This is a genomic window from Citrobacter sp. Cf118 (assembly GCF_030334095.1).
In the GTDB taxonomy this organism is placed as follows: domain Bacteria; phylum Pseudomonadota; class Gammaproteobacteria; order Enterobacterales; family Enterobacteriaceae; genus Citrobacter; species Citrobacter freundii.
In genome coordinates, this window is record NZ_JAOWES010000086.1 from 23379 (window position 1) to 49657 (window position 26279).

Annotated in this window: 22 protein-coding genes; 11 read left to right on the forward strand and 11 right to left on the reverse strand. The window is 51.2% G+C overall.

The features are described 5' to 3' along the window. Nucleotides 1-31 precede the first annotated feature (31 nt). Complete coding sequence (locus OGX67_RS14220) at nt 32-292, forward strand: hypothetical protein (protein WP_071696678.1); 261 nt, start codon at nt 32-34, stop codon at nt 290-292. A gap of 83 nt (nt 293-375) precedes the next feature. Here OGX67_RS14220 and OGX67_RS14225 read toward each other — a convergent pair whose 3' ends face one another. The 5 genes from OGX67_RS14225 to OGX67_RS14245 are packed head-to-tail and all read right to left on the reverse strand — an operon-like array spanning nt 376 to nt 7009. Next, nucleotides 376-2310: a bifunctional diguanylate cyclase/phosphodiesterase gene (locus OGX67_RS14225; RefSeq protein WP_086504492.1), complete on the reverse strand. Its 1935-nt coding sequence runs from the start codon at nt 2308-2310 to the stop codon at nt 376-378. 9 nt (nt 2311-2319) lie between these two features. Beyond that, nucleotides 2320-3012, reverse strand: coding sequence for a cysteine protease LapG (gene lapG / locus OGX67_RS14230; RefSeq protein WP_373371756.1), 693 nt, complete (start codon nt 3010-3012; stop codon nt 2320-2322). Nucleotides 3013-3014: 2 nt separating this feature from the next. Beyond that, nucleotides 3015-3875: a transporter substrate-binding domain-containing protein gene (locus tag OGX67_RS14235; protein WP_234400778.1), complete on the reverse strand. Its 861-nt coding sequence runs from the start codon at nt 3873-3875 to the stop codon at nt 3015-3017. 16 nt (nt 3876-3891) lie between these two features. Beyond that, entirely contained in the window at nt 3892-4824 is a 933-nt protein-coding gene (locus OGX67_RS14240) for an amino acid ABC transporter substrate-binding protein (protein ID WP_086504489.1), read from the reverse strand. Continuing rightward, a complete protein-coding gene (locus OGX67_RS14245) occupies nt 4817-7009 on the reverse strand; it encodes a putative bifunctional diguanylate cyclase/phosphodiesterase (protein WP_257651610.1) in 2193 nt (730 codons plus the stop codon). Before OGX67_RS14245 ends, OGX67_RS14240 begins: the two co-directional genes overlap by 8 nt. An 830-nt stretch (nt 7010-7839) precedes the next feature. On the opposite strand from OGX67_RS14245, the gene OGX67_RS14250 reads away from it, so the two are divergent. Genes OGX67_RS14250 through OGX67_RS14290 form a run of 9 tightly spaced genes read left to right on the forward strand, consistent with a single transcriptional unit; the run spans nt 7840 to nt 19539 of the window. Beyond that, nucleotides 7840-9849, forward strand: coding sequence for a sensor domain-containing phosphodiesterase (locus OGX67_RS14250; protein ID WP_257651609.1), 2010 nt, complete (start codon nt 7840-7842; stop codon nt 9847-9849). Between the two features lie 27 nt (nt 9850-9876). Continuing rightward, nucleotides 9877-11967 (forward strand): methyl-accepting chemotaxis protein, encoded by a 2091-nt coding sequence (locus OGX67_RS14255; RefSeq protein ID WP_071696684.1) that lies wholly within the window; start codon nt 9877-9879, stop codon nt 11965-11967. Beyond that, nucleotides 11964-13031, forward strand: coding sequence for a chemotaxis protein CheB (locus OGX67_RS14260; protein ID WP_257651608.1), 1068 nt, complete (start codon nt 11964-11966; stop codon nt 13029-13031). Before OGX67_RS14255 ends, OGX67_RS14260 begins: the two co-directional genes overlap by 4 nt. After that, nucleotides 13028-14440, forward strand: a complete 1413-nt coding sequence (locus OGX67_RS14265; protein WP_086504486.1) for a CheR family methyltransferase — start codon at nt 13028-13030, stop codon at nt 14438-14440. Before OGX67_RS14260 ends, OGX67_RS14265 begins: the two co-directional genes overlap by 4 nt. Before the next feature lie 11 nt (nt 14441-14451). After that, nucleotides 14452-16584 carry a hybrid sensor histidine kinase/response regulator gene (locus OGX67_RS14270; protein WP_257651607.1) on the forward strand — a complete coding sequence of 711 codons (2133 nt, stop codon included), beginning with the start codon at nt 14452-14454 and terminating at the stop codon, nt 16582-16584. Nucleotides 16585-16606: 22 nt separating this feature from the next. Beyond that, the gene (locus OGX67_RS14275) at nt 16607-16966 is read left to right on the forward strand and encodes a response regulator (RefSeq protein ID WP_257651606.1); all 360 of its coding nucleotides are present in this window, start codon (nt 16607-16609) and stop codon (nt 16964-16966) included. A gap of 17 nt (nt 16967-16983) precedes the next feature. Next, nucleotides 16984-18660, forward strand: coding sequence for a diguanylate cyclase (locus OGX67_RS14280; protein WP_071696689.1), 1677 nt, complete (start codon nt 16984-16986; stop codon nt 18658-18660). Between the two features lie 11 nt (nt 18661-18671). Further along, complete coding sequence (locus OGX67_RS14285) at nt 18672-19196, forward strand: chemotaxis protein CheW (RefSeq protein ID WP_086504483.1); 525 nt, start codon at nt 18672-18674, stop codon at nt 19194-19196. Then, on the forward strand, nt 19180-19539 hold the full coding sequence (locus OGX67_RS14290) for a hypothetical protein (protein WP_115490140.1): 360 nt from the start codon (nt 19180-19182) through the stop codon (nt 19537-19539). Before OGX67_RS14285 ends, OGX67_RS14290 begins: the two co-directional genes overlap by 17 nt. Nucleotides 19540-19544: 5 nt before the next feature. Here the strand turns inward: OGX67_RS14290 and sitD are convergent, their stop codons facing one another. Genes sitD through OGX67_RS14310 form a run of 4 tightly spaced genes read right to left on the reverse strand, consistent with a single transcriptional unit; the run spans nt 19545 to nt 22982 of the window. Continuing rightward, nucleotides 19545-20396 carry an iron/manganese ABC transporter permease subunit SitD gene (sitD, locus tag OGX67_RS14295; protein WP_071696690.1) on the reverse strand — a complete coding sequence of 284 codons (852 nt, stop codon included), beginning with the start codon at nt 20394-20396 and terminating at the stop codon, nt 19545-19547. Next, entirely contained in the window at nt 20393-21250 is an 858-nt protein-coding gene (gene sitC / locus OGX67_RS14300) for an iron/manganese ABC transporter permease subunit SitC (protein WP_008785642.1), read from the reverse strand. Before sitC ends, sitD begins: the two co-directional genes overlap by 4 nt. Nucleotides 21251-21252: 2 nt before the next feature. Next, nucleotides 21253-22068: an iron/manganese ABC transporter ATP-binding protein SitB gene (gene sitB / locus OGX67_RS14305; protein ID WP_003840297.1), complete on the reverse strand. Its 816-nt coding sequence runs from the start codon at nt 22066-22068 to the stop codon at nt 21253-21255. Continuing rightward, the gene (locus tag OGX67_RS14310) at nt 22065-22982 is read right to left on the reverse strand and encodes a metal ABC transporter substrate-binding protein (protein WP_032949907.1); all 918 of its coding nucleotides are present in this window, start codon (nt 22980-22982) and stop codon (nt 22065-22067) included. Before OGX67_RS14310 ends, sitB begins: the two co-directional genes overlap by 4 nt. Before the next feature lie 187 nt (nt 22983-23169). Here OGX67_RS14310 and OGX67_RS14315 point away from each other — a divergent pair, with 187 nt between their 5' ends. Further along, nucleotides 23170-23514: a nitrous oxide-stimulated promoter family protein gene (locus OGX67_RS14315; RefSeq protein WP_003037424.1), complete on the forward strand. Its 345-nt coding sequence runs from the start codon at nt 23170-23172 to the stop codon at nt 23512-23514. A gap of 121 nt (nt 23515-23635) precedes the next feature. Here OGX67_RS14315 and OGX67_RS14320 read toward each other — a convergent pair whose 3' ends face one another. After that, nucleotides 23636-24064 (reverse strand): TOBE domain-containing protein, encoded by a 429-nt coding sequence (locus OGX67_RS14320; protein ID WP_003037421.1) that lies wholly within the window; start codon nt 24062-24064, stop codon nt 23636-23638. A 44-nt stretch (nt 24065-24108) separates the two neighbouring features. Further along, nucleotides 24109-26187, reverse strand: a complete 2079-nt coding sequence (gene flhA, locus OGX67_RS14325) for a formate hydrogenlyase transcriptional activator FlhA (protein ID WP_003840276.1) — start codon at nt 26185-26187, stop codon at nt 24109-24111. Nucleotides 26188-26279: the final 92 nt, after the last annotated feature.

Below are 26279 nucleotides of genomic sequence, written 5' to 3' on the forward strand. Positions count from 1 at the left end.
GGCAGTGGCATCTCATCGATAAGGCAACAATATGAATTCTGTTCCACCAAACGAAGAGAGCGGCAAAAGCTGCGAAAATGACCCGCAGCAGCCTTTAGCCATGCTGCAAAAAAGCGATCTGGAGATGGTGCGTGTACTCGATGATCTGATTTACCTGCTAATCCGCAAAGGCGTGATCGCCATTACCGATCTACCGCCGATGGCGCAGGTTAAATTGATGAATCGTGCAAACGCACGTCAGGAGCTTGGCGGGTTAGAACAACTGCTCGGTGGCGATGACAGTATTTTTTAGCTGACGCAGGCAGTCAGTTTCCTGGCCGGATAAGCGAAGCGCCATCCGGCAACATACAAGCGTATCAAGGCTTCCTGCGTTTATCACAGCGGCGCGGGTTCACCTAATAGTTGACCCATTGCGCCATCGACACCTAACTCCCGCAGCACCTTAAGTTCGCCTTCCGTTTCAACGCGTTCGGCAATTAGCGGTAAGTCAATATTGCGCGTGGCGTTGCATAACACTTCAATAAATAAACGTTTATCGTTTTCTTTATCAATGTTGCGGATATAGCTGCTGTCTATTTTCAGGTAAGCAAGCCCCCACTGTGACAGATGACCGATCATATCGAAACGGCTGCCAAAGTGTTGCAGACCCAGCGCGCAACGATGCTGGCTTACGGCTTTCACAAACACCGCCATTTGATGTGGCACAGGCAGTTGGTTTTCATCCAGTTCCAGAATCAACTGGCTGGCTAATCGCTGTGAATACCGTAGCGGATGGAGCAGATCAGAAATGGTGACCGCGCTGGCGACAGAACTGCCAGAAATACTCAGCGCTAATTTTCCCGGCGCGGTTTTTAATTGGTTCAGCGTCAGCTTCAGCATTACTTTATCAAGGCGATGGCTCCAACCAAAGCGATGGATCCACGGCAGGAAGCGCCCGGCGGTAATGGTGTTGCCCTGCTCATCAATAATTCGCGACAGTACCTTGTAATGCAGGATTTTTTCCGGCTGGCGGCAATCCACCACAGGTTGATAAACCAACTGGAACTGCTGATTTTCCAGCGCATGCTCCAGACGAACAAACCACAAATGCTGGTCTTCAGTAGCTGCTGGTAACTCTGTGCCAGGCCCCACCTGGTGGTCGGTATGTGTTTCTGCTTCCACCAGCAGGCGATCGGCCTGAATCAGCAATGATTGCGCGTTATCTCCGGCGCTAAATGGCACCATGCTGGTATAGGCGACCGGTTGTTGGTCTGACATTCCGGTGGCGTAAAAGGCCGTGAGTTTCTGGCTCAGTGAGTTGCACATATCCAGCATTTCATCGTGCGTAACGCCAGGACAGAGCAGGGCGAATTCTCCGCCGCGAATGCGGGCGAGCGTGCTGTCGAGAGACGCATATTTTTCTCTGTGCGCGTTTAGCAGGTTAGCGATGTTGAGCAGCAGCTTATCAGTATGCGGTCCGCCGAAACGCTGATTCAGGCCACCTAAATCCTGAACGCGGAGCAACATCAGGTATCCCGGCGCCGTATCGGCATCGCTCAGTCGCACCTGAAGTTGCATATCAAACGCCCGACGATTGGCAACACCGGTCTGGCTGTCGAGATAAGCTTCATTATGCAGACGTTCGCTGTTGACGGCTTGCTCTTCAAATAATGACTTGAGCTTTGCAGCCATCAAATTCATCGCGCCAACCACCCGGCGTAATTCCGGCGTTTTGGGCAGCTCTTGTAGCGTCAGAAACTCGCGGCGGGTAATGGCTTCCGACTGCTTTGCCAGATAATTGAGCGGGCGCAGGAGCTTACGCAGCAGCAGAATGCCAGCGATTAAGCAGGCGAAGCTGCATGACAGCATCCACAATAGATTACCTAATGTGTTGTCCCACAGGCGCTGTACCGCAAAGAGAGGATCGCTGGTGACTTCCACGCGCGCTGCTTGCTTCCAGCCGCGCATAATCGTCGCATCGCCGGTTTGCGGGGTGACATCCACCAGATCAACAAACCAACCGGGGACATCAGGAATGGACGCCGTCGCGCTACGCTCAAGCATAATCTTGCCGTTTTCCAGATTAACGATACGAATCTTTTTGTAGTAGCCGCTATCGAAAATGGAGCTGACCATGAGTTCGATCATCGCCGGGTCGTTGACATTGGGCGTCAACGAAACGCCCAGCGCGGTTGCCGCATCCTGGGCATGCGAAAGGAGTTGGTTATTGGATTGATTGCGAGAACTCTTCAGCGTCACAATAAAATTGCCGCTAAACACAACCATCATAAAGAGAGAGATTGCCAGGAGTAACTGTTTAAAAAGAGACACAGGTGATTCCTATTTATCCATCGGGAAGCCCTCTTCCCGCATTTTGGTGAAAACTTGCTGCCAGCGAGATAGTCTCTTGCTGTCTCCAACACGTTGATTGTTCTGGTTGCCCGGAAGCCATAGGCCATTGTTGTTAAAGGAGTAAACAGGTAATAAATCCATACGCTGCGTTGCAGGTGAAATGGTGCTCGTCAGGCTATCGAGCACCAGAGGGATCGCTTCAGGCGTGGCATACCAGGTCAGCACCATATGCGCCCGGTTATAGCGCAGAGCCTTGACGTAGGTGATGCGCAGTTTGTCTTCGGAGACGCCTAACTGGCGGAGGGTGAAATATTTGGCGATTGCGTAATCCTCACAATCCGCCTCGCCTTTGCGTAACGACTCAATGGGGGTGGCCCAGTAATCCACGTTATGCCAGACATCAATATCTTCGGCATAGCGGATCTTATCGTTAAAGAATTGATTTACGGCGCGTAATTGCGTTTGCTCGTCGGCTTTGTGCAACTGGATCAGAAGTTGTTGCCAGGCGTTGATCCGCTGTTGCGCTTCTGGGGAGGAAGGGCCGTAAAGCGCATCGGACTTCTGCAAAATATTGGCAAAATCCCAGGCCGCGCGCAGGGAATGGATCGATAGCAATAACAGCAACACCCCGGGGATTTTCCACAGGCGAAGCAGGCGGCGGCGTAAACAGCGGCTGATAATATTCAATTGTTATTTTGACAGCTGCCTGGTGATGGGTTTTTCAACTTCTCGCAGGACCACGGAGACAGCCACTTGTTGCGTAGTTGCGCGTTGACCGGCGAGGCAAATATATCTTTCAGCGTACTGTTAACAAACGTCACAAACTGCGGATCGTTTTTCCTCATCATAATGCCATAATGCATATCGTTGCCGATGCTCTCGCTAGACACGCTAAATAATTCAGGTTGTTCGCTATGACTGATAAGCGGCCAGGCCAGAATATCATCGACAAAAAAAGCGGCGGATTCATTATGCGCCATTTTATTAAATGCGCCGTGGATAGTCGGGGCGGTAATTATCGAAATATTAAGATGTTGCTCTCTGTTCGTTTTATTGAATTCCAGCAAATCTTTTGAGCTTCCGGTCAGGCTTACCGTGCGCCCCTTGAGATCGGCAAGCGAATGGATGTTATTTTTACGTAAAGAGATGATGCGCATTTTGGCAACGTAATAGTCGGTAGAAAATGACACGCTGGACATCCGCTCTGGCGCATTGGTATTAACGCTGCAGTCCATATCTATTTTATGTGAGCTTAATGCGGCGAACCGTTCGCCAAAGTTCACAGGAATATAATTAATGGTTAAGCTGTTGAGCTTCAGGTACAGGCGTAACTTATCGGCAATCATCTTACATACCGCGATGGTATACCCCGTGACCTTGCCATTGCTGTCGGTAAATGAGAACGGCGGCAGCTGTCGATAACCCACGTTTAGCACGCTGCTGTTCTGAATATGGTCGAGCGTTGCGGCATTCTGCTGCGCCATCAGCGTGGGGGAGATGATGATGCCTGCCAGTAAAATAAGCCATTGCACCGTGCGTTTCACCCTTGTCGTCCCTCGATTAATTATATTTTTCATAATCAAAACTGATCTTCTTTTTAGCAGCCGTTAGTGCTTTCAGGTTATCTGACATAGGAATGTTCAAATTAATGGCTTTCGACGGAATCGGCGACTGAAACCATTTGTTATACAGCGCAGTAAATTCGTTGCTGGTCATCAGCGAGGAGATTGCACCGTCAACAAACGCTTTAAATTCTTTATCGTGTAACGGGAGTAACAAGCCTGCTGGCAGTGGTGCGCTAAGCGCAATGTCGGAAAGTTCATAGTCTTCAGGGTTTGCCGTTTGCGCAATCATCCCTTTGAGCAAAACCGTGCTGGAAATGAGCGCATAATATTCGCCATTTTTCAGTTCATTAAAGGCCGTAATATTATTCGTGTCGAGCTGGATGTTAATATCCAGGTCATTGGCGACATTCACTTTTTGCAACTGCTCAACGTAAATTGTCCCGCTTTTTACCAGCACGCTGTGCCCGGAAAGTTGCGCCAGGTTGTTGTTGCTTTCATTTTTTCGCATCACAAAGCGAGTGCTGGAAAAATAAAACGGCAGCGAGAACTCGCTAATGCTGTGGCGGTTTTTGGAATAAAAGGCCGGGATACACATGATGTCTGCCATGTGATTTTTAATCAGCACAAACTGCGATGCCGAATTGGTTTTTACCCACTCGATTTTCAGGTTTTTGAGCTGAAGTTTTGTTTTGAGCGCGCTAACGATACTGTTGCAAATATCAATGGAGTAGCCTGCGGGGGCGTTTCCGTTCTGCCAGGAGAATGGAAATGCATCATCCTGATAACCGAGGGTGATGGTTTTCTTACTGGCGATCTGCTCCAGCGTGTGCAGTTGCTGCGGAGTGCTCGCCATGCACGGCATCTCCAATACCATCAGCAGGAAAATCCCCACCAGCATGCGCCAGGCCAGGCGAAGGATGTCAGACATTGCAAAGCCCTTCATCAATGACCTCTTCGGTAAACGCGGAAAGTACCTCACGCTCGCGAAGTGGGTAGCTAAAGAAATAGCCCTGGACATTCTGGCACCCAGTATCGCGCAGAATGTCGCGTTGCTGCGCGGTCTCCACCCCTTCGGCGGTAACCGACATCTCGTACTTATGGGCAAACTGGATCAGCATCACAATCAAATACTGGCTGGCATTATCTTGCTGCAGCTTGTCGACCAGTGTGCGCGCGATCTTGATGCGCGTGAAAGGGTAGATCAGCAGGTAATCCAGAGCCGCGTAGCCGGTGCCCAAATCGTCCATCGCGATTTCGATACCCAGAGCGCGGATCTCTTGCAGTACGGGTAACGCAATCGACTTATCCAGTTTCTCGGATTCTGTAATTTCTATTTCAAGGCGTCCGGCTGAAAGCTGGCTGATGCGTAACGCATCTTTGATAACGTCAACCAGCCCCGGGCTGTGCAACTGGTAGGCGGATATATTCACGGCAATCCTGATGCGCTCCGGCCATTTGGCGGCGGCTTCACAGGACTGACGAATAATCCATTCGCCTAAGCGGACAATCAGACCGGAACTCTCGGCGATGCTGATAAAATAATCGGGGTAAATCAGGCCCTTGGTGGGGTGATTCCAGCGGATCAGCGATTCATAGCCATAAACGCTTTCATCATCCAGATTAATAATGGGCTGGTAATGAAGTTCGAACTCTTTGTTATCAATACCATCAATGATTTCCTGATTAATAAACAGGCTGTGGGTTTGCTTCATGACCATGCCGTCTTCGAAGAAATGGAAGCAACCGCGACCATGATGTTTTGACGCGTACATGGCAAGGTCGGCATTGATCATCAACGTCGAGGTATTATTGCCCTGCCAGGGGGCGGTAGTAATACCGATGCTACAGCTGATCGAAAAAGTATGGGTACTCCAGGTAAACGGGGTACTCAGCGCGCGGATGATACGTTTCGCCAGACGATTCGCCTCCCTGATGGCGTTGTCGCTGACATGTTGCAGGATGGCGAATTCATCACCACCCAGGCGCGCGGCGATATCATTGGGTCCCAGCAAGAGCTGCAGACGCTGAGCAACGCTAATGAGCAGTTCATCGCCCGCCTTATGGCCGAAGGTGTCGTTCACCGGTTTGAAGTTGTCGAGGTCAATCAGCAGCAGGTTGAACGATTTTTCTTCCTGATGAAGTTCATTCACGCGCTTATCTAACGCCTGGCCAAACGAAACGCGGTTGGGTAATCCGGTCAGCGAATCGTGGTGGGCCATATGCTCCATTTTTTGCGACATTTCATGCATGCGTTGCAGATAGCCGCGCTCTTCCATGGCGACGCGCAATTTTTCAATCGCCCCCGCCAGATGTCCAATCTCATCATCCTGGTCAAGGTAGGGGGTAATACAGTCCGTCTCTTCATGGGCGATGCGGGTGAGAGAGTTAATCAGCAGCGGAACCGGGCGGAATAATCTGCGCATAAACATCGTTACCAGTGCCAGCGTCACCAGTAAAATCAGGACAAAAATGATGCTGCTCTTTTTTAGCATCGCATCGTAGGTTGCGTATAACTCGCTTTTTTTACCGATGCTGCTTATCAGGCTCCCGAGGATCTCACCGGAAGGCGTCAAAATAGGTATGGCGCTGATAAAGCACTCTTCGCCGTTAATCTGGGCGAAGCCAACATAGTAGTTGACCAGCACATCGCGCGGCAGGCGACCGGAAAAGGTGATGACTCCTTCGCCATCTTCTGACCTGTTGTTGATGCCAATAAATCCTTTCTCGGGTGTATAGAGAAACAGCCAGGTGGGGTTATGGGTCTGGACTGATGCCAGTGCCAGGACATCGACCGGGTTATAACCGGTTTGCATAATGGAGTCGGCGTCGCCGATCTGTCTGTCGGATACGATGCGGGATATCTGCCCGGTATCGCTGGTTTCAACCGAAACGGTGGTATACACGCTACGGATGATGTAGGTCATAATCTGTGCATTCGCCTCAGCCCGTTGCACCCACTGCTGATAAGAAAAGTTGTCTATCAGGCTCCAGTTGGTAAAGGCGCCAGCGCTAAAAGCAATAACGATACCTGCCAGCAAAAATTGCGTTATTTTGCCAGTGATTGAATGTTGCCACCCTTTTATTGCTTTAAGGGAAAACAGAGATTTTGCCACGGATTATGCTAATTCCTGAAAAAAGAGTGCTCGTTGCTGAATTTAATTTTTGTTATTACTTAATGGAATACCGCTGCTACAAATAAGTAGATGAAAGATATGAAATGCAACGACGTAACAAATAGCTAACATTGAACCATGCAGAGTAATGACAAAAATAACGGTATGCGAATATAGATAGTGCAGTTCTTTTCGTCAACAAGCAAAATTGCACATAAAAATACATTTTTCATCAGGTGCAGCGTACGCTATTAAAGTTGACATTAACGCCGTCTGAGAATGCTTTTTGTGCGTACTGGTTGGAGGTGTTGGGAAATCACGATAGGTAATTTTGTTTTTTTACGCAGCATCAATGAATTAGCTTTTCTCTTATCGCGTATCCGAATGATTTTATCTCGACGAGATGTCCATTTTTGTCTATACGTGGGTGTTTATTTCCTGATGTGAACTGCCTAAGATGCTCGCTTCAATATAGAACATTATTTTATTTTCTCAGTGCGCGGTCAATGTTGACAATTTTGTTATGGTTCATCGACTGACCCAAAAGGATTTGTTTGTGACATTCGAGTCTGGATTAAAGTCCTATTGGTATAGTGCATGACGGATAAATTGGTTTGGACGCGATAATAAATACATATACTGCAAAAAACATTCGGAAATGGTGTCTGCCACTTGTTTTACCGGGCCTTTTTTACCCACTGGCACAATATCTTAACGGTTACTGTATTTTCAATAATAATATTTTAACAGTTTACGATCTCAAACTCGCCGTATTTTCCGCTGCCTTAGTCCTGTTTGGTTTTCGGGTATTGCCGGGATTCATGCTATTCATGGCGCTCATGTTTGCGGTCGGTCCACAAAGCGAACGAGTGGAAGCGTTGTGCCTGATTATGGCTTCGACCTTAAGCTACGCTATTTACCGCCAGGCGACGGGAAGACGCAGTTGCGCCAGTTTTGGTCGTATAAAAATTAGCCTGAATCGTCTGATCTGGCTATGCGGCTTCAACATATTGCTGTATCTGGTGTTGAGCAGAATATTTGCGCTGTTCGTCGCACACGGCCATCGCCCGGATGTGGATAGCATTCCGGTGATGAGTCTGGAAATGCTGGTGCGTATTCAGGGGATCATCAACGGCTGTCTGACGGGCATTCCCTTTATCTACAAGATTTATCGCATCATTCGTCGACCGTCTTACCTCTTTACCTTTATCAAGGCGATTGCCTTTCAGTGTAAAGGCAATATCAGTGCCTGTGGCATTGGCTTTTGGTTTGTCCTACTGATTTTACTGATGTTTTGTTTAACGTCGCCGCATAATCCAAATATCTTTTTCTCTTTCTATAGCCTGATCCTGCTGTTTCCATTGATGTTGTGGGGGGCGATCAAGATTGGTCACTCGTTCACCATGCTGGTATGGACGGTCGTACTGATTATTTTAGGTAAGCATAACGACAGCTATATCGCCAGCGACATTAACTTCATGCTGCATCAGGCGCTGGTTTCAACGCTGATCTTTGTTTTTTCCCTCACCATTGTGATCATGGGGGCGCTGGCAAAATTTACCCGCCAACGGTTTAACCAGGTTCTGTTGCTGGGGCTGACTGACCCGATGACGGGCATGGCGAACCTGCGCGCGCTGAAGACGGAGTTGTTTACCACTGAACGCGCGACCGTGTGCCTGATACAGATCCCCGAGCTTGAGCTATTTTCGCGTCGCTATGGTTTTCATTTTCGCGCCCGCTACCAGAAAATTCTTGCGGAGCACCTCCAAAGGCACCTCGTCAAAAGCGAAAAGGTCTATTACCACGCGGGCTACGATCTGCTTATCCGACTCGAAAATAGCACCTGGGAGCGGTTATGCGACTTATACCAGGCCGCCAACAGTTTCCGCCTGTTTTATAACAACCATCGGCTGGGTTTTCGCAGCGGCCTGGGCTACTGCCTGATTAACGATGTTAGCGATGATGTCTACCAGCTGGTGGGTAAACTCGGCATGGTTGCGGGGTTATCACTGACCAACGGCAGACCGGAAAACCTCGAAGCGCAGCACAGCCGGATCCTCGGCAATCACATTGTTGATAAAACAGAAATCCGTACCGCTTTGCAAAATGCTTTGGATAACAATGCGTTTGTCCTGATGGCCCAGCCGATAGTCAGTACCAACGGTGAAGAACCGTATCATGAGATATTGATCCGTATGCTTAACGAGCGGGGGGAATTCATTCCACCGAACAGTTTCCTGCCGGTTGCGCATGATGCGGGGCTGGCGCCGGATATCGATCTGTGGGTTATCGAAAACACCCTGAAATTTATGTGTAACCATCCGCAGCACTGTTTTTCCATTAACCTCGCGCCAGTGACGGTATGTCGATCAAATATTGTCACGCAGATAACCCAGCTTCTGCACGACTACGCTGTGGAACCGCAGCGGATTATTTTTGAGATAACGGAAGCCGATACGCTTTCAGATAAAGAACAAACTGTTGAAACCCTGCGTTTAATCCGCCAGTTGGGGTGCCGGGTGGCGATTGATGATTTTGGTACTGGGTTTGCCAGCCATGCACGTTTGATGAATATCGAAGCCGATATCCTGAAAATAGATGGCTCTTTTATTCGACGGATCACCGAAAGTGAAATCAGCTACTACATCGTCGAGTCATTCTGTCGCGTTGCCGAAATGAAAAATATGCAAGTCGTCGCTGAATTTGTTGAAAACGCCACAATTCAGGCGTGCCTGGAAAAAATGGATGTGGGGTGGTTACAGGGATATCACATTGGCAAGCCTATGCCGCTGATTACGCTGGAAACGCATCGTACGAACACCTTACGACCAAAAAAGTAATTTCTTCTCAGGTAGAGAATAAAAATCATGAGTGACCTTATCAAAGTGAAAAATCGAACGACGGATACTACCGGTGAGGGACTGCGCGCGCGACTGATATCCTGGCTACACAATATCCATCCAGGTGTGGCGATGAAGCTCGGTATGATTTTGGTGGTTTGCATCGCCACGTTGCTGATTGGCGCCTCTTTTATATTATCGTCTTATCTGTCCAGAGAGCTGCAGGTGAATGCGCTGGAGATGATTAAAACTAACACCCGTATTTTTCATAACAGTATTGCGAATGAATTTCAGCGAATTAATAAGGATGCGGAGCATTACAGCAATGTTTACATTAATAACTACCAAAACGTGGCGAATAAACCGCTGCGCTACATGGACTCCGCTGAATTAAAAGCTGTATTGAGCAACCCCAATACCAACGCGCATTTCACCGAATTAACCAGTGTATTTGCCAGTACGTTTATTCTGCAAGGCGAGCAGTTTGTGCGCGTCAGCAGCACCTTGCTGGCGAGTTCAGGTAATACGGCAACAGCAACGGCATTGGGGCATGACAACCCGGCATTACCATTATTATTGAAAAATAAACCTTTTTCCGGTGTGGTCACGCTGTTTGGTAAGCAATTTATTAGCCACTACGAACCGATTGCCGATAAGTATGGTCAGGTGATTGGGGCAGTTGCGGTGGGCTTTGATGTCAAACAAAGTCTGCAACCGATCATCCAGCATTTATTGAGTGTACGTATTGGTAAAGATGGCTACGCCTACGTGCTCGATGCCGGATTTGAACCGGGTCGGATGCTGGTTCATCCGTCGCTGGGTCACCAGCAGGTGATTAATATCACCGATGCCAACGGTTATAAGCTCTTCGCCGATATGCTCGAACATAAAAATGGCATCACCTATTACAACTGGGTGAGCGGCTATGGCACACCGCCGAAGACCAAAGTCGCCGTCTATGAATACGTAGAAGGGATCAATTGGATAATCGCGACCACCAGCTATGTTGATGATGTCGCCAAGAGCAGCAATTTGGTACGCAACGGCCTGTTGCTGTTCACCGTCTTGCTGTTGCCGATTATTTTACTGCTGATTGCCGTTGCCAGCCGTTTTCTGATTTCTCGCCGCTTAAACCGCGTACTGGGGATTGCCCAGACCATTGCGGAAGGTGACTTGACGGTGGATGTTCAGGTCGATCATCACGATGAGATCGGCGAACTTTTGAGTGCGGTAGAAACGATGCGCCAGCGCCTGCATTCGCTGGTGGGCGGGATGGTTTCTCACGCCAGTTCGGTACACCAGGCTTCCCTGCATATCACTGAAGCGGTAGATGGGCAGGCGTCCACCAGCGTGGAAACGTCCTCTTCGGTGGCTGAAATTACCTCAACCATGGAAGAGTTGTCCGCCTCATCGACGCAGATCGCCGAACACTCGCGGGCTGTTGTGGATATTGCCAACCAGACACTTGAGGATTGCAATAAAGGCTCAGAATCGATGTCGCAATTGCTGATGCGTATGGCGGATATTGATACCGACAATCAGCAAAACATGCGTGAAATTATGATGCTCGGCAATAAATCGGCGGAAATCAGCCGGGTGATGGTGATCATTAACAGCGTCGCGGATCAAACGAAATTGATCGCCTTTAACGCGGCGCTGGAAGCCGCCAGCGCCGGAGAAGCTGGTAAACGCTTCTCGGTGGTAGCGGCTGAAATCCGTCGTCTGGCCGATTCGGTGACCGAATCAACGGTTGAAATTGAAAATAAGATCAGTGAGATCCAAAATGCGATTAACCGTCTGGTGCTGAACGCGGAAAAAGGCGGCGAGAGTATTAAAGCAGGCGCCAGGGCCTGTAAAGTCAGCGCCGAGCATCTGAACGATATCGTTGTTACGGCCGAGCAAACCTCGACGGCGGCGCTGCAAATATCGCTATCAACACAGCAACAGAAAACGGCGAGTAATCAGGTGGTCATGGCGCTGCGTGAGATCGTTGTTGCCAGTAACTATACCTCGCAATCTATCAAAGACATTCTGGTTGTCAGTCAGGATATGACACAACTGTCGAAAGCGCTGAAAGAGGCTTCGTCCTCATTCACACTGACGGAAACGGATGCATGAGTAGCGGCAACATTCGGGTGCTGATCCTTGACCTTGACAGCGCATCGCGTAATGCGTTGGTCAGGCAACTGGAAGAGCACCCGCATATTAAGGTGGTGGGACAAGCTGCTCATCGCAGACAGGCGATTCGACTGGTGCAACAGCTGATGCCCGACCTGTTGATCCTCACGCTGGATACCTCGAGCGCGGATAACGTCGAGGTTGTGGAAACCATCATGGCGACCAGTGCTATTCCCATCCTGGTTATGCGATTTTGCCATGAAAACCAATGGGATGACGATTACATTTCTCGTGGCGCACTGGCGGTGCTGCACCATAGCAGCGATTTCACACTCTCAACCGATGCGCTGCACCGCAAAGTGGAATTGCTGGTCGGCGTGAAGGTGATTCGCCATATCAAAGGATTACGCCATCCAACCGAACCGATAATGCCGCCTGTACGACCGATAATGGACATCGTACAGACGCCGCAGGACTGGCCTTTTGTGCTGGCAATTGCCTGTTCGACGGGCGGGCCGCAGGCGTTGAGTAAACTCTTGCAGGCTCTACCCGCGACGTTCCCGTGCCCGGTGCTCATCGCGCAGCATATTGCCGACGGTTTCGCCAAAGAGATGGTGCACTGGCTGGACAGCGTGACCGATCTGAAGGTGCGACTGGCGCAGGAAGACGATCGGGTGGAAGCGGGGTATGTGTATATATTGCCGCCGGAGCAGCACCTGATCGTCAAAAGCAACCAGCGTTTAGCGGCGATCCCCAGACAGGAAAGCGATGTTTATCATCCCAGCTGCAATCTGCTGCTGGAGTCGGTGGCTGAGGTGTTTCGTGAAAAGGCCGTGGGGCTGATTATGACGGGCATGGGCAGCGATGGCTGCCGTGGCATTGAGCTGATTTTCCGCCGTGGAGGAAGGACGCTGGCGCAGGATGAAGAAAGCTCGGTGGTATTCGGTATGAATAAGAACGCGATCGACAAGCAACTGATACACCGTACGATCCCGCTGGACGGTCTGGCGAAGGTGCTGCTTGCGATGGCTTTTCACGGGCTTGTTGAGAGTAAATTGCCATGATCCCCAATCTTCCTGATTATGCCCGGTTGATCAAAGAGCGGGTGGGCTTGCACTTTGATAATGCAATGGAAGACTTGCTGAAATCGGCGCTGAGTCGGCGTATGGGCGAGCGAAAAATCGCGGATTACTATGAATACTATGAACAACTGCGTATTTCGCAGGTTGAGTTCGATAGCTTCATTACGCTGATTACGATTAACGAAACTTACTTTTTCCGTGAAAGCGATACGCTGGATTTAATCTGCGACAAATGGGTTCCGCGTCTGCTGCAACAGCGCAGCGGCCCGGTACGCATTCTGAGTGCCGGATGTTCATCCGGCGAAGAGGCCTACTCGCTGGCGATTAAGCTACATGAACAATACCGCGACGCTATGACTCAGCAGATTGAAATCTACGGCTGCGATATTGACCCGGTTATCCTGGCGAAGGCCCGAAACGCCAGCTATTCAAGCTATTCGTTTCGCGGCGTCGAGGCGAGTATTCAGCAACGCTACTTTACCCGTTCGGGCAACCTCTACCGGCTGCATGATGAGATTCGTGAGAAAGTCTCGTTTCACCGCAGCAATATTGTCAAAGAGCAACTGCTGCCAGGCGTGGACATCATTTTGCTGCGCAACGTGTCCATCTATTTCGACACGCCAACGCGCCGTGAATTACACGCTAATTTGCTGAAGATGCTGCAGCCGCAGGGAGCCTTATTTTTTGGCAATGCGGAAACGCTGGCCAACAATTTCGACATTCTGAAGCTGGAGCAGGAAGAGGGGATTTTCTATTTTTGCCCCCATCGTGAAGCGGCAAGGAGCGCCCCCGTCCCCAGGCTGGCGGTACGCGTTTCGCCGCCGAAAACATCGCTCAGGTATGCACCTGACGAGCTGCTGGCGCCGCAGTGTGATGACTGGCTAACGAAGGCGCGGGCCTGTCTCGATGAAAAATGTTTTTCTGAAGCCAAAAAATGTATCGCCTGCGTATTACGCGACGATCCCCGTAATCAGGATGCGCTGTTGATTCAGGGGGTGATTGCCCTTGAGCAGCGGGAGTTTTCTCAGACGGCGGGAAACGCGCAGAAGATCCTCGCGCAGGATGAGTGGTCGGCAGAGGCAAAAATGCTGCTGGGGCTGGCGACGATGTGGCAACACCAGACCCAGCAGGCCATCGCCTGGTTCAAGCAGGTGGTTTATCAGGAGCCCGGCTACTGGCCTGCACACTATTATCTGGCCGAAATGTACCGGCAAAGCGAGTTACGTCAGCCCGCTCAACGGACTTATCGCGTGGTGATGCGGTTACTGAACGACGAGATAAACAATCCGTCCTCGGTTTGTCGTCTACGTTTGCCAATAGTATTTCCTGGCAATACGTTTCGTTTCCTGTGTGAACATCAACTGGCGCAATTCGCCCATCAAAGTGGCTAATAAGAGCGATTATGGCTATCGATCTGAAAAAATTCGTTCTGCGCTTTATTGATGAAGGGAGAGGTCATTTGCAGACGATCAGCGAAGGGGCGTTTCTTCTCTCTGCTGATGAACATACCGACGCTTGGATAGGCGAGATGTTTCGTGCTGCGCATACCCTGAAAGGGGGGGCGCGGATGCTGAAACTGCAAAGTATTGCCGATGTCACGCATCATCTTGAGGATGTATTGAGTGAACTGCGTGATAACAAACTGACACCGGACAGGGCGTTGGGCAATCTGATCCATGAGTCCGTGGAGTATCTTTCTGGTCAGCTTACCCAGCTTTTTGTCAATGAAGGGGATAATCAGTTACCACCGGCTGATGCCGGGCTGTGCGAACGTCTTGCCCGCGCCAGTCGGGGAGAGGACATCACGCTGACTGTCGAAACTGCCGGGGTAACAGAAAAACCGGTGGTCCCTACGCCTGCGACGCCAGCCAGTATGGATGCCGGTATTAAGCAGGCGGATTTCGTGCGGGTAAAGCTGAATAAGCTCGATGGCCTGATCGACATTCTGGGGGAGGTGCTCGCCGGACATGACCGCCTGGAACAGCAGATACAAAACCTGAGTCAGCTGGTACCGCGGTTACCGGGATTGAGTGCTGAACAGCTTCGCCAGCAAATCCATGACTTCAGCGCCCAGTTAAAAGAGAGTGTTCAGCTCCAGCATTTGCAGATGTTTGAACTATACGACGTGGCGGCGCGGATCCGCATGCTGCCACTTTCAACGTTGTTTGAACCGATTTCGCTGCAGGTTAGTGAGCTGGCTTCCACGCTGAATAAGCAGGTGGTATGCCGCTTTGTCGGCGGAGAAGTGGAAATCGATCGTCAGCTGATTGACCGCTTATCGGAGTCGCTGACGCATCTACTGCGTAATGCCGTCGATCACGGGATTGGTGAGATCGACGAACGTCTGGCGCTCGGTAAATCCACCCGCGGCACGATTACCATCACCACCCAGCAGGATGGCAGCGGGATACTACTGCGTATCGAAGATGATGGCCGTGGTCTTAACTATGATGCCATCAGCGCGAAGGCGGTCAGTAAAGGTCTGGTTCCTGCTTCAATGGCCGGGCAACTCTCCGAGCTGGAGTGTAATGAGCTGATTTTTCATCCCGGCTTTTCGACCAGCAAGATAGTCTCCGAGCTTTCCGGTCGCGGCGTTGGCTTAGATGTGGTGCGTAAAACGGTGGTGACTGACCTGCAAGGCGATTTGCAGGTTTATAGCTGCCCAGGGGTCGGAACCAGCTTTAACCTGCGGTTGCCTGTTTCGTTAACCATGATGCGAATTCTGCAATTTGAAGAGCAGGGACACCTGTTTGGACTGGCTGCGCAGTATGTGGTTGAGGTAGTGGAATGCACGGCGCAGGGGATTAGCGATATCGCCGGACGTCCTGCCATTATCTTGCATAACGAGTTTATCCCGGTGGTCTGCGCAGGCGCCTTGCTGGGTATTAATGAGCGCCAGAGCAGTTTTTCAACGCCTGGACAGCGATTAATCGTGGTGCAAAACCCGTACAGCAAAATGGCGCTGCGGGTGGATAAGCTGCTCGATGAACGCAAGATGATGATCAAACCGTTACCGAAGCATATGCAACAGCAGTCGCTGGTCTCCGGGATGGTACAAACGCCGGAAAACCAACTGGTCAGCATCCTGCACGTTCCCGCGCTGATGGCGATGGCGCAACAATCACGGCAAACCAGTACACCTGCTCCTGCCACGAGCGTAACGCAGGATGCATGGCATGTGCTGGTGGTCGATGACTCACTGAATACTCGTGAGATAGAAAAGAACGTGCTGGAAGCGCACGGCTATCAGGTGACACTGGCAGAAGACGGGCTATCGGGACTGCAAAAAGCGAAACTGACCCAGTTTGATGCCGTACTGACGGATGTCGAAATGCCGTTTATGGATGGTTTCACCTTCACCAAATCGTTGCGTGGGGAGAAAAACTACCAGCATACGCCAATCATCATCGTGACGTCCCGCGCGAAGGAAGAGGACCGGCGACGAGGGATTCAGGTGGGCGCGGATGCCTACATCGCCAAGGGCGATTTCGAGCAGGATAGTTTGATAAAAACATTAAAAATGCTTTTGTGCTGATGGCGCAAAATCGAGAGAGAAAATGCGAATTTTATTAGTTGATGATGATCTTTTTGCGGCTGAACTGGCAACCATATTTTTGCAAATGGACGGCTACGATGTAGTGATTGTGGAAAGCGCGATTTCCGCCCTGGCGTGCCTGGACTCGGATAGCAACATCGACCTGGTGATTAGCGATCTGCATATGCCAGAGATCAGCGGGTTGGATTTGCTGACGCTGTTACGCGCTCAGAATTGGGTTAAGCCTTTTATTTTACTGAGCGCCAATGAAGTGATGGCCAGCGACACTCTGTACGACCGTTGGGTGAAAAAAGATGAAAACCTTGCGGAAAATCTGGGGGCTGCTGTCAATACGCTACTGCAACCGTCTGCGATTAACTGAATAAGCCTACGTGTTTGATGAAACAAGAAAATAAGCATATAGCGATGGCGGCTGCGCAGGAAAAAATAGCGCGTTTGCGCCAGGGTTTTTTACGCCGAATCCCAGACATGCTGGCACAAGCGGAAAGATTACTCGTACAACTGGTCGCAGAGCCCAGCGAAGCCTGTCGCAAACAGCTGCATATTCTGCTGCACAGTATTCACGGTTCGGCGGGTTCCTTTGGCTTTAGCCCACTGGCGGATGCCTCAGCAGAAGGTGAGCGTTTACTTACCGAACCGGAAACAGAGCAAAGCCCGCTGCATTATGACGAGCTGCGGCGAATTATCAGGTGGTTGTATACCCTGACCCAGGAGCAGCTCAACCTGGAGCATCGTATCAGCGATACGGATTTCACTTTACCGATCACCGCGCAGCGTCCGGAAGAGGGATATGTTCGGCGGGCCAGTCAGCCTATCTACCTGTGCGATGATGACGTCGATCAGGTTGAGCTGCTCGCCACCCAATTGCGCTGCTTTGGTTTTACCTGTCATGTGTTCTCAAGCACCCAGGATTTTACTCAGGCCGTACTGTCGCAACCGCCTGCTGTGGTGATTATGGATGTCAGCTTTCCGGACAATGCCTACGGCGGGCCGTTGACGATGTCGGACCTGAAACAAAAAGTTGGCAAGGCCTTTCCGGTGCTGTTCCTCTCGTGTCACAGTGATTTTAACGCCCGGATAAATGCCATTAAATCCGGCTGCGACGGCTACTATGTTAAACCCGCATCTATCACCGATTTAGTGCAGGAGTTGCATCGTTTAACCCAACCGTCGCTGAAAAAACCGTATCAGGTGCTGTTGATCGATGATGAGCCTGCGGTGGCGGAATATAACGCTGAAATGCTACGCATGGCGGGAATGGAAGTACATGTGCTGGAGAAACCACACCATTTGTTGCACGTACTGAATGCGCAACCTATCGATCTGGTGCTGATGGACTACCATATGCCCGAGTTCAGCGGTGAAGAGTTGACGAAACTCATTCGCCAGATACCGCAGCATATTGGCCTGCCAATCGCCTATCTCTCCAGCGAGACCAACAAGCATGCGCAGCTTGGCGCAATGAGCATTGGCGCGGAGGATTTTATTCTTAAACAGGCCGACCCAGAGGAGCTTATCCGTGCCGTCACGATCCGCGCTGAAAGAATGCGCGTCCTGCGTGCCCGCATGTCACAGGACAGCCTGAGTGGATTATATAACCACTCGACGACTACCCATTTTCTCAAAAGCGCGATTGCCGAGTCGAACTACAGCGGTAATCAGTTCTGTATGGTGATGGTGGATCTGGATCGTTTCAAAAGCATTAACGACACCTACGGCCATGCCGTTGGCGACCAGGTTATTGTCGGCATTTCGCAACTGTTTTCCCATCGCCTACGCAGTACCGATATCGTAGGCCGTTACGGCGGTGAAGAGTTTGTCATCATTATGCCTAATACCAGCAGTGAGAAAGCGGCGCGGGTGGTTGAAAGATTGCGCAAGGATTACGAGCAGGTCGCCTTTTCCGTTAACGACGCCAGTTTTCACAGCACCTTCAGCGCGGGCATTGCCCAGTGGCAGTTTGGCGATCGGATTGAAACGCTACGCGAACGTGCCGATCAGGCGCTGTACGCCGCGAAACAAAATGGCCGTAACACTTTCTGCATTGCCGAGTAAAAGGAGTCAATATGAGCCAACAGCTGGAGCAGATTCTTGCGCTGAACCATGGTGAAAAGCCGGAGTGTGAAAACGTTGATGAACCCCAGCGTACGCTGGTGTTATTCCAACTGGCGGGTAAGAATTTTGCCTTCTATGGGGCGCAAATTAAAGAGATCCTTGCAGAGCGCCCGATTTCCAGGGTTCCCTGTTGCGCGCCAATGCTTGAAGGGGTCATCAACTATCGTGGACGGGTGGAATCGGTGATGAGGCTGGACAGCCTGATCGATAAACCTACCGTCAATTCGGCAGGTAAGCGCACTATTCTGATTGGTTGCGCCGAGAAAATGCAAAGCGGGATCCTGATAGATAAATTGATTGATGTGTTGGAAGTCGCCGAAAGCCAGATTCATTTGCCAGGAGATTCGTTGCCCCCGGCGTTACAAAGCATCGCTGTGGGGGTAGTTAACGTGATGGAAACCTGGTACACGTTGCTCGATCTGAATTTGGTCTTTGAGCGTTATCAGGAGACCAGCGGTTATGACGGCTCCCACTAATCTGGCGGCGGTACGTATTACTTTGGGAGCGCTAACTTTGTATATACCGGCAAACCAGGTTGGTATGTGCTCGTTAGTGACTCAGGTTGTGCCTGAAATCCCCCAATTCAGCCAATGGCTGGGGATTACTGATGAGCCACAGGAAGGATGGCATTTGCATTTGCGCGTCCCCGACAGTGGTGTTGAAACCGGCTGGTACCTATGGGGACAACTTGAGAATGTGATGCTCTCCAGCGACATTATTTTTGCCGTACCTCCGCTTCTGGCGCGTAACTGTCATTTGCCTGCGCTTCGTGCCCTGGTGGGTTGCGAGGCGTTTAGCCCGTTATTAAGCTGGCGATGATTAGCCTATAGCACATCATGCAGGCGTTGCCGTTCTAAACGGCGATCGCGCTGGGTGGAATAAATAAAGGTCATCACAAACAGCAGTGAAAATAGTACGACGATGGTGGGGGCCGGTGCACTGTCGATGAAAAAAGACAGGTACACGCCCATAAACGAGGTAACGACCGACATAATCACCGCTAGCCACAAGGCGTGGGAAAATTTCCGCGTCATTAAAATCGCAATGGCGCCAGGCGCAATCAGTAAGGAGATCGACAAAATAATCCCTACTGATTTTAGCGTGGCGACAATCGTCAGGGCGATCATGCACAGCAGGCCATAATGTAGCAGTGCAGTGTTAAGCCCACTGGCCTTTGCCTGATGCGGGTCGAACGCATGCAGTAGCAGATCTTTCCACTTAAGCCCAATAATAAGCGCTATCCCAAGCGTAATAACCGCGGTTTGTATGATGTCGCTGAACGATACGCCCAGCATGTCGCCGAACAGAATATGATCGAGATGGACTTCCGACTGGATAGAGACGTACAGCACCAGCCCCGCACCGAACATGCCGGAGAAGACAATTCCCATCAGGGTATCGCGTTTGATGCGGCTGTTATCGTCGAGATAACCCGTCGCTACTGCACAGAACAGCCCAGCGATAAATGCGCCAATTGCCAGTGGGATACCCGCAATCCACGCCAGTACAATTCCCGGGAAAACCGCGTGGCTCATGGCATCGCCCATCAGCGCCCAGCCTTTGAGTACTAAAAATACCGACAGCAGCGCGCAGGGCACGGCGACAATGGTGGAGATAACCAGCGCATTGACCATAAAGCTAAACTGAAAGGGTTCTAATAGCGTTGTTAAGATCATACTGACTCCTTGTTCACCAGCCGGGCGCGTCGGCGATTCGCCAGCAGACCGTGTTTTGGTGCGAAGACAAATGCCAGCAGGAACAGCAATGTTTGCAGAACGACGATAATTCCGCCGGTTGCGCCGTCCAGCCAGTAGCTCAGCCAGGCGCCGAAAAAGCTGGTCAGGCTGCCGATAGCTACGGCGATGGTGAGCAGGCGTGGAAAACGATCGGTCAGCAGCCAGGCCGTCGCTCCGGGCGTAACCACCAGGCAAATCACCAGAAATGCACCGACGGTTTGCAGGGCGGCTACCGTTGAAACGGAGAGCAGCGTAAAAAACAACAGCTTCAACCGGCCCGGATTCAAACCGATAGAGCGCGCGTGGTTTTCATCAAAAAAGACCACCATCAGATCTTTCCACTTCAAAAACAGGATAGTCAGCGAGATAACCCCGATGATGGCCAGTTGCAGAATATCTTCCGGTGCAATCGCCAGCACGTTGCCGAGAATAATGGTCTGAATGTTCACTGACATCGGATTGAGCGACACCATAAAAAGCCCGATACCGAAAAAAGACGAAAAAATCAGTCCGATAATCGCATCTTCCTTCAGGCGCGAACGCTGATTAAGAAACAGCATACTGCCCGCCGCCAGGCCGCCGGAAAGGAATGCGCCAAGCGCGAAGGGAAGCCCTAACATATAAGCGCCTGCCACGCCCGGAACAATAGAGTGCGACAGCGCATCGCCGATCAGCGACCAGCCTTTGAGCATCAAATAGCAGGAGAGAAACGCGCACAGGCCGCCGACCATCGCCGAGACCCACATGGCGTTGAGCATATACTGGTAACCAAACGGCTCTGTCAGCCAGTTCATGATTATTCCCCCTCGCTTGCCGCACGTCGCGAAATAAACGGGCGTTCATCGTCGGTAATCACGTGTTGTTCGCCGCCGCTCAGCGCAACGTGACGCAGTACGCCGCTAAATGCCAGCTCGAGATTCTCGGGGGTAAAGGTGGTATCGGTTGGTCCACTTGCCAGCACCGTGCCCTTAATCATCACCGTGTAATCACAAAACTCGGTGACGGATCCCAGATTATGGGTAGAGACCAGCATGGTTCGACCTTCATCACGCAGTTCACGCAGCAGGTCGATGATCCGGGCCTCGGTTTTTACATCCACGCCGGTGAAGGGTTCATCCAGTAAAATAACCTGTCCGTCCTGTGCGATGGCCCTTGCCAGAAAAACTCGCTTTTTCTGCCCACCGGACAGTTCACCTATCTGACGATGGCGATAGTCCAGCATATCAACCCGCGCCAGCGCCGCATCCACGCAGGCGTGGTCGATCTGTTTTGGTCGACGCAGCCAGCCCATATGGCCAAAGCGTCCCATCATCACCACATCTTCCACCAGTACCGGAAACGACCAGTCCACCTCTTCTGACTGAGGGACATAGGCGATCAGATTCTGTTTGAGCGCCTTGTTTACCGGCTGTTGCAGAATTGAGATTTCCCCTTGCGCCAGGCGGACAAAACCCATCAGCGCTTTAAAAAGCGTTGATTTTCCCGACCCGTTGACGCCGACCAGAGCGGCAATTGAGCCGCCCGGAACCTGAAAAGTGGCGTCCCGCAATGCGGTATGACCGTTGCGATACGTCACCGTAACCTGATTTACGGTAATCGCAGAGTGACTCATGGTTGGCTCTCCAGACCCTTGTTGATGCCGTTAACAATGGTTTGCGTGGTGACGCGCAGTAAATCCAGATAGGTCGGTACCGGACCATCGGCAGCGCTGAGCGAATCGACATACAGCACGCCGCCGTAATACGCACCAGACTCACGGGCAACCTGACGCGCTGGTTTGTCGGACACGGTGCTTTCGCTAAATACCGTTGGGATATGATGCTCTCTGATCGCATCGATTACTTTGCGTACCTGCTTCGGCGTACCTTGCTGATCGGCATTGATCGGCCACAGATACAGCTCTTTCAGGCCGTTATCACGTGCCAGGTAAGAGAATGCGCCTTCACTGGTGACCAGCCAGCGTTTATCAGCAGGGAGCTTTGCCAGTTCTGTATGCAGTGGCGCCAGGGTCTGCTGGATTTTCGCTTTATAATTCTGTGCGTTTTTCTGGTAGGTCGCGGCATTGTCCGGATCGTATTTCATCAGCGCATCGCGAATGTTATCCACGTAGATAAGTGCGTTCTCCGCTGACATCCAGGCATGCGGGTTTGGTTTACCGTTGTACGGTCCTTCGCTGATGCCCATTGGCTGGACGCCGTTTGAGACCATCACTTCTGGTACGCCGGACAAATTTTGGTAGAAGCGGGCAAACCATAGTTCGAGGTTCAGACCGTTGGAGAGAATAAGCTGTGCGCCTTGCGCCCGTTTAATATCACCTGGGGTTGGTTGATATTCGTGAATTTCAGCCCCCGGTTTGGTGATAGAACTAACGTCCGCCGCGTCACCTGCTACATTGCTTGCCATATCGGCAATCACCGTAAAGGTGGTTACCACTTTGAATTTTTCTTTCGCCCAGGCGGGTGACAGCGTCAGCGCCGTTAACGCGCTGGCAAGGAGAAATGACTTGAGATGGGGCAGATGCGGCATAGTATCCCTCACAACAAAATGGTTAATTTATCATCGAATATAGCATTTGCTATGTTATATAGCACATGGCATAAATAAATGAAAATAATTCTTATTTGCGTAGGATGCTAAGGAATGGATGACCTCCAGCAATAGTCCTGTGCTTAGTTAAGGTGTATTATTTATGCAACTTAATTATGGAGGCATCATGTCCGGCAAACGTATTGCACGTGAAAAAATGACGATCCAGAGAATGATCTCACTCTACGAGCGCCAGTGTCCGCAGGCTTCAGACGAGCCGGGGCATTATGATGCGTTGTTTGCCTATGCGCAAAAGCGCCTCGATAAGTGCGTCTTTGGTGAGGAAAAACCGGCCTGTAAGCAGTGTCCGGTGCACTGCTATCAATCTGCCAAACGCGAAGAGATGAAGCAAATTATGCGTTGGGCTGGGCCAAGAATGCTCTGGCGTCATCCGATTCTGACCGTGCGTCATCTGATTGATGACAAACGCCCTGTCCCGGAATTGCCAGAGAAATACCAGCGGAAAAAATAGCGTCTTTGTGTGCCGGATGGTGGCGATGCCTTATCCGGCCTACAAGGTAAACGGAACCGTTGTGTAAATCCGATAAGCGTAGCGCCATCGGGTAATCTGGCCATGCGGTGATGAATGGCGATTACGCTTTGGTGGCAATCAGAATGGCCGAGGCTTTGATCAGCGCGATGACCCGGCTTCCCTGACTCAGTTTCATCTCTTGCTGACTTTCGTTCGTCACGACCGCGACAATGTCAAAACCGGCATCAGTTTTGATGTGTACGGTGGCGTTAACGGCGCCTTCGGTTACCTGTGAAACGCTACCGGCAAATTGGTTACGGGCAGAGAATTTCAGGCCACAGTCTTCAGTCGCCAGCGTCACCCACGGCGCTTTGATCAGCGCAATGGCTTCTTTTCCTTTCGCCAGACCCAGTGCCTGCTGACTACTATGGGTCACAATCGCGACCAGTTTTGCGCCGCCAGCCAGCGTCAGTTCAACTTCATCATTCACTGCGCCTGTAGCGACTGCGCTCACTGTACCGGTTAATTGATTACGTGCTGATACCGCCATACTGCCTCCTTTCGTTGAGATATCACCCAGTATAGCCACACTGGCTAAACCAGTGCATCCTTATCAATACCCAATCGCTTCATGCGTGAGAGTAACGTTGTACGTTTCAGCCCCAGCCGTTGTGCCGCGCCTTTGGGACCGGCAACCACACCGTTGGTTTCTTTCAATACGCGCATAATCAACTGGTATTCATCTTCGCCGTCCTGTGCGACTTCGGTTGCCACCGGAGGCGTAGACGGCATCAAAGGGGCAATATCCGGAAGGGACAGCTGCAGCACGTTGCCTCGGGTAAGCAGAACCGCGCGCTCCACCACATTTTCCAGTTCGCGCACGTTGCCCGGCCACTCCATGCTGCTCAGCGTACGCAGCGCCTCGGCGGGAATGCTGTCGATATTGCGCCCCATCCGGCGAGCAATTTTAAAGGTGAAAGCTTTCACCAGCAGCGGGATATCTTCCGGGCGCTCACGCAGCGGCGGCAGATGGATCGGGAAGACGTTCAGTCGATAGTAGAGATCGTTACGAAACTCGCGATCGGCGACCATCTTTTTCAGATCGCGGTTAGTGGCGGCGATCAAGCGCACGTCGGTCTGGATCAGCTTATTACTGCCCAGACGTTCAAACTCCTGCTCTTGCAGAACGCGCAGTAGCTTAGGCTGAAGCTCCAGCGGCATATCGCCAACTTCATCGAGGAACAGCGAACTTTTATCTGCCAGCTCGAAACGACCAATCCGCTGCGTGCTGGCGCCGGTAAACGCGCCACGCTCATGACCAAACAGATCGCTTTCCAGTAATCCGGCAGGCATTGCCGCGCAGTTCATCTTCACCATCCGACGGGCGTTACGTCCGCTCAGGTTGTGAATGGCCCGTGCGATCAGCTCTTTACCCGTTCCGGTTTCACCCAGAATCAGGACGGTGCTGTCGCTTTGCGCCACCATTTCGACCTGTTTGAGCACGCTGTACATCGCTTCGCTGCGGCCAATGATTTCACCGAACTCACTCTCTACATTGTTGAGTTGTTCTGTCAGCGCCAGGTTTTCATCTACCAGACGTTCTTTCAGGCGGTGAATCTCCTGATAGGCAAGCGCGTTATCCACGGCAATTGCCACACGCTCGGCAATTTGGCGCAATAGCTTGAGGTTGGCGGTAGTGAAAACTTTCTCTTCGCACTGTGCCAGCTTGAGTACGCCGAGCATAGTATTGCCGGACATCAGCGGTAACAGACACAGGGTTTGTAGCTGGTTGCCCCAGGTTTCGAACAGCATCCGTTCGTAAGGGGCGAGCGTATCGCGTTCGCTCAGATTAATCAGCAGCATCTCTTTGCTTTTGAAAACGCGTTCAGAGAGCGTGCCCGCTTCGTCCACTTCACTTTGTTCGTGCGCTGGATGATGTTCATCCAGATAGTGGGTGGAATAAATGCTGAGCTTGTTTTTGCGATCGCTGCGTAACACGATGCTGATGGCATCGATGTCGAAGTAGTGGTGGATCTCTTTGGCGACTTCGCTGACCAGTTCGTCAATGTCCAGGCGGGAGAGTACCGCATTGGTGATGGCGACCAGGATGCGAAAGTTATCACGCTCGCGGCACAACAGATCGTAATCGACGTTGTTGCTGACCCTGCTTTGAATTTGTTCAGCAACGACGCCGACTATCTGGGTGAAGGTCTGTAGACGGTTATATTCTTTTTCACTCCACGGACGATCCTCGTTACGGATGAACTCGCAACCGCCAAAGATGCGCCCATCTGCCGCCAGCGGCAGCAGGCAGTAGTGGCCAAATTCAGAATACAGTCCACCTGAAGCCAGCTGTGGCCAGGTTTCCGTAAACTCATGATAGTTGCAGTGCAGCGCATCGGGGCGAGACAAAATACGGCGTACCGGGCCATGGGCCAGTACCGTTTCGTCTTCATAATCGATGGGTTTACCATTTTCACGCGTCGCAAAATAACGCGCACGCTGCGTTTGTGCCTGCCATAAGACAATAGCCGCACAGTCGGCCAGCGCTGAACGCTTGACCAGCTGCGAAAGCGCCTCGCTAAGAGACGGGAGATCGGGCTGCTGTAATAATGTACGAGTAATATCGAACAGGCCTTGCTGTCCGAGGTCACTCATCGGTGTATACGACATATTGCTTTTCCAGGAAAAGCACCGCAGAACGGTGCGAAAACGGTAAATGAATTATAGGTATAAGTCGTAAATTATTGCCGGATAGCGATTTC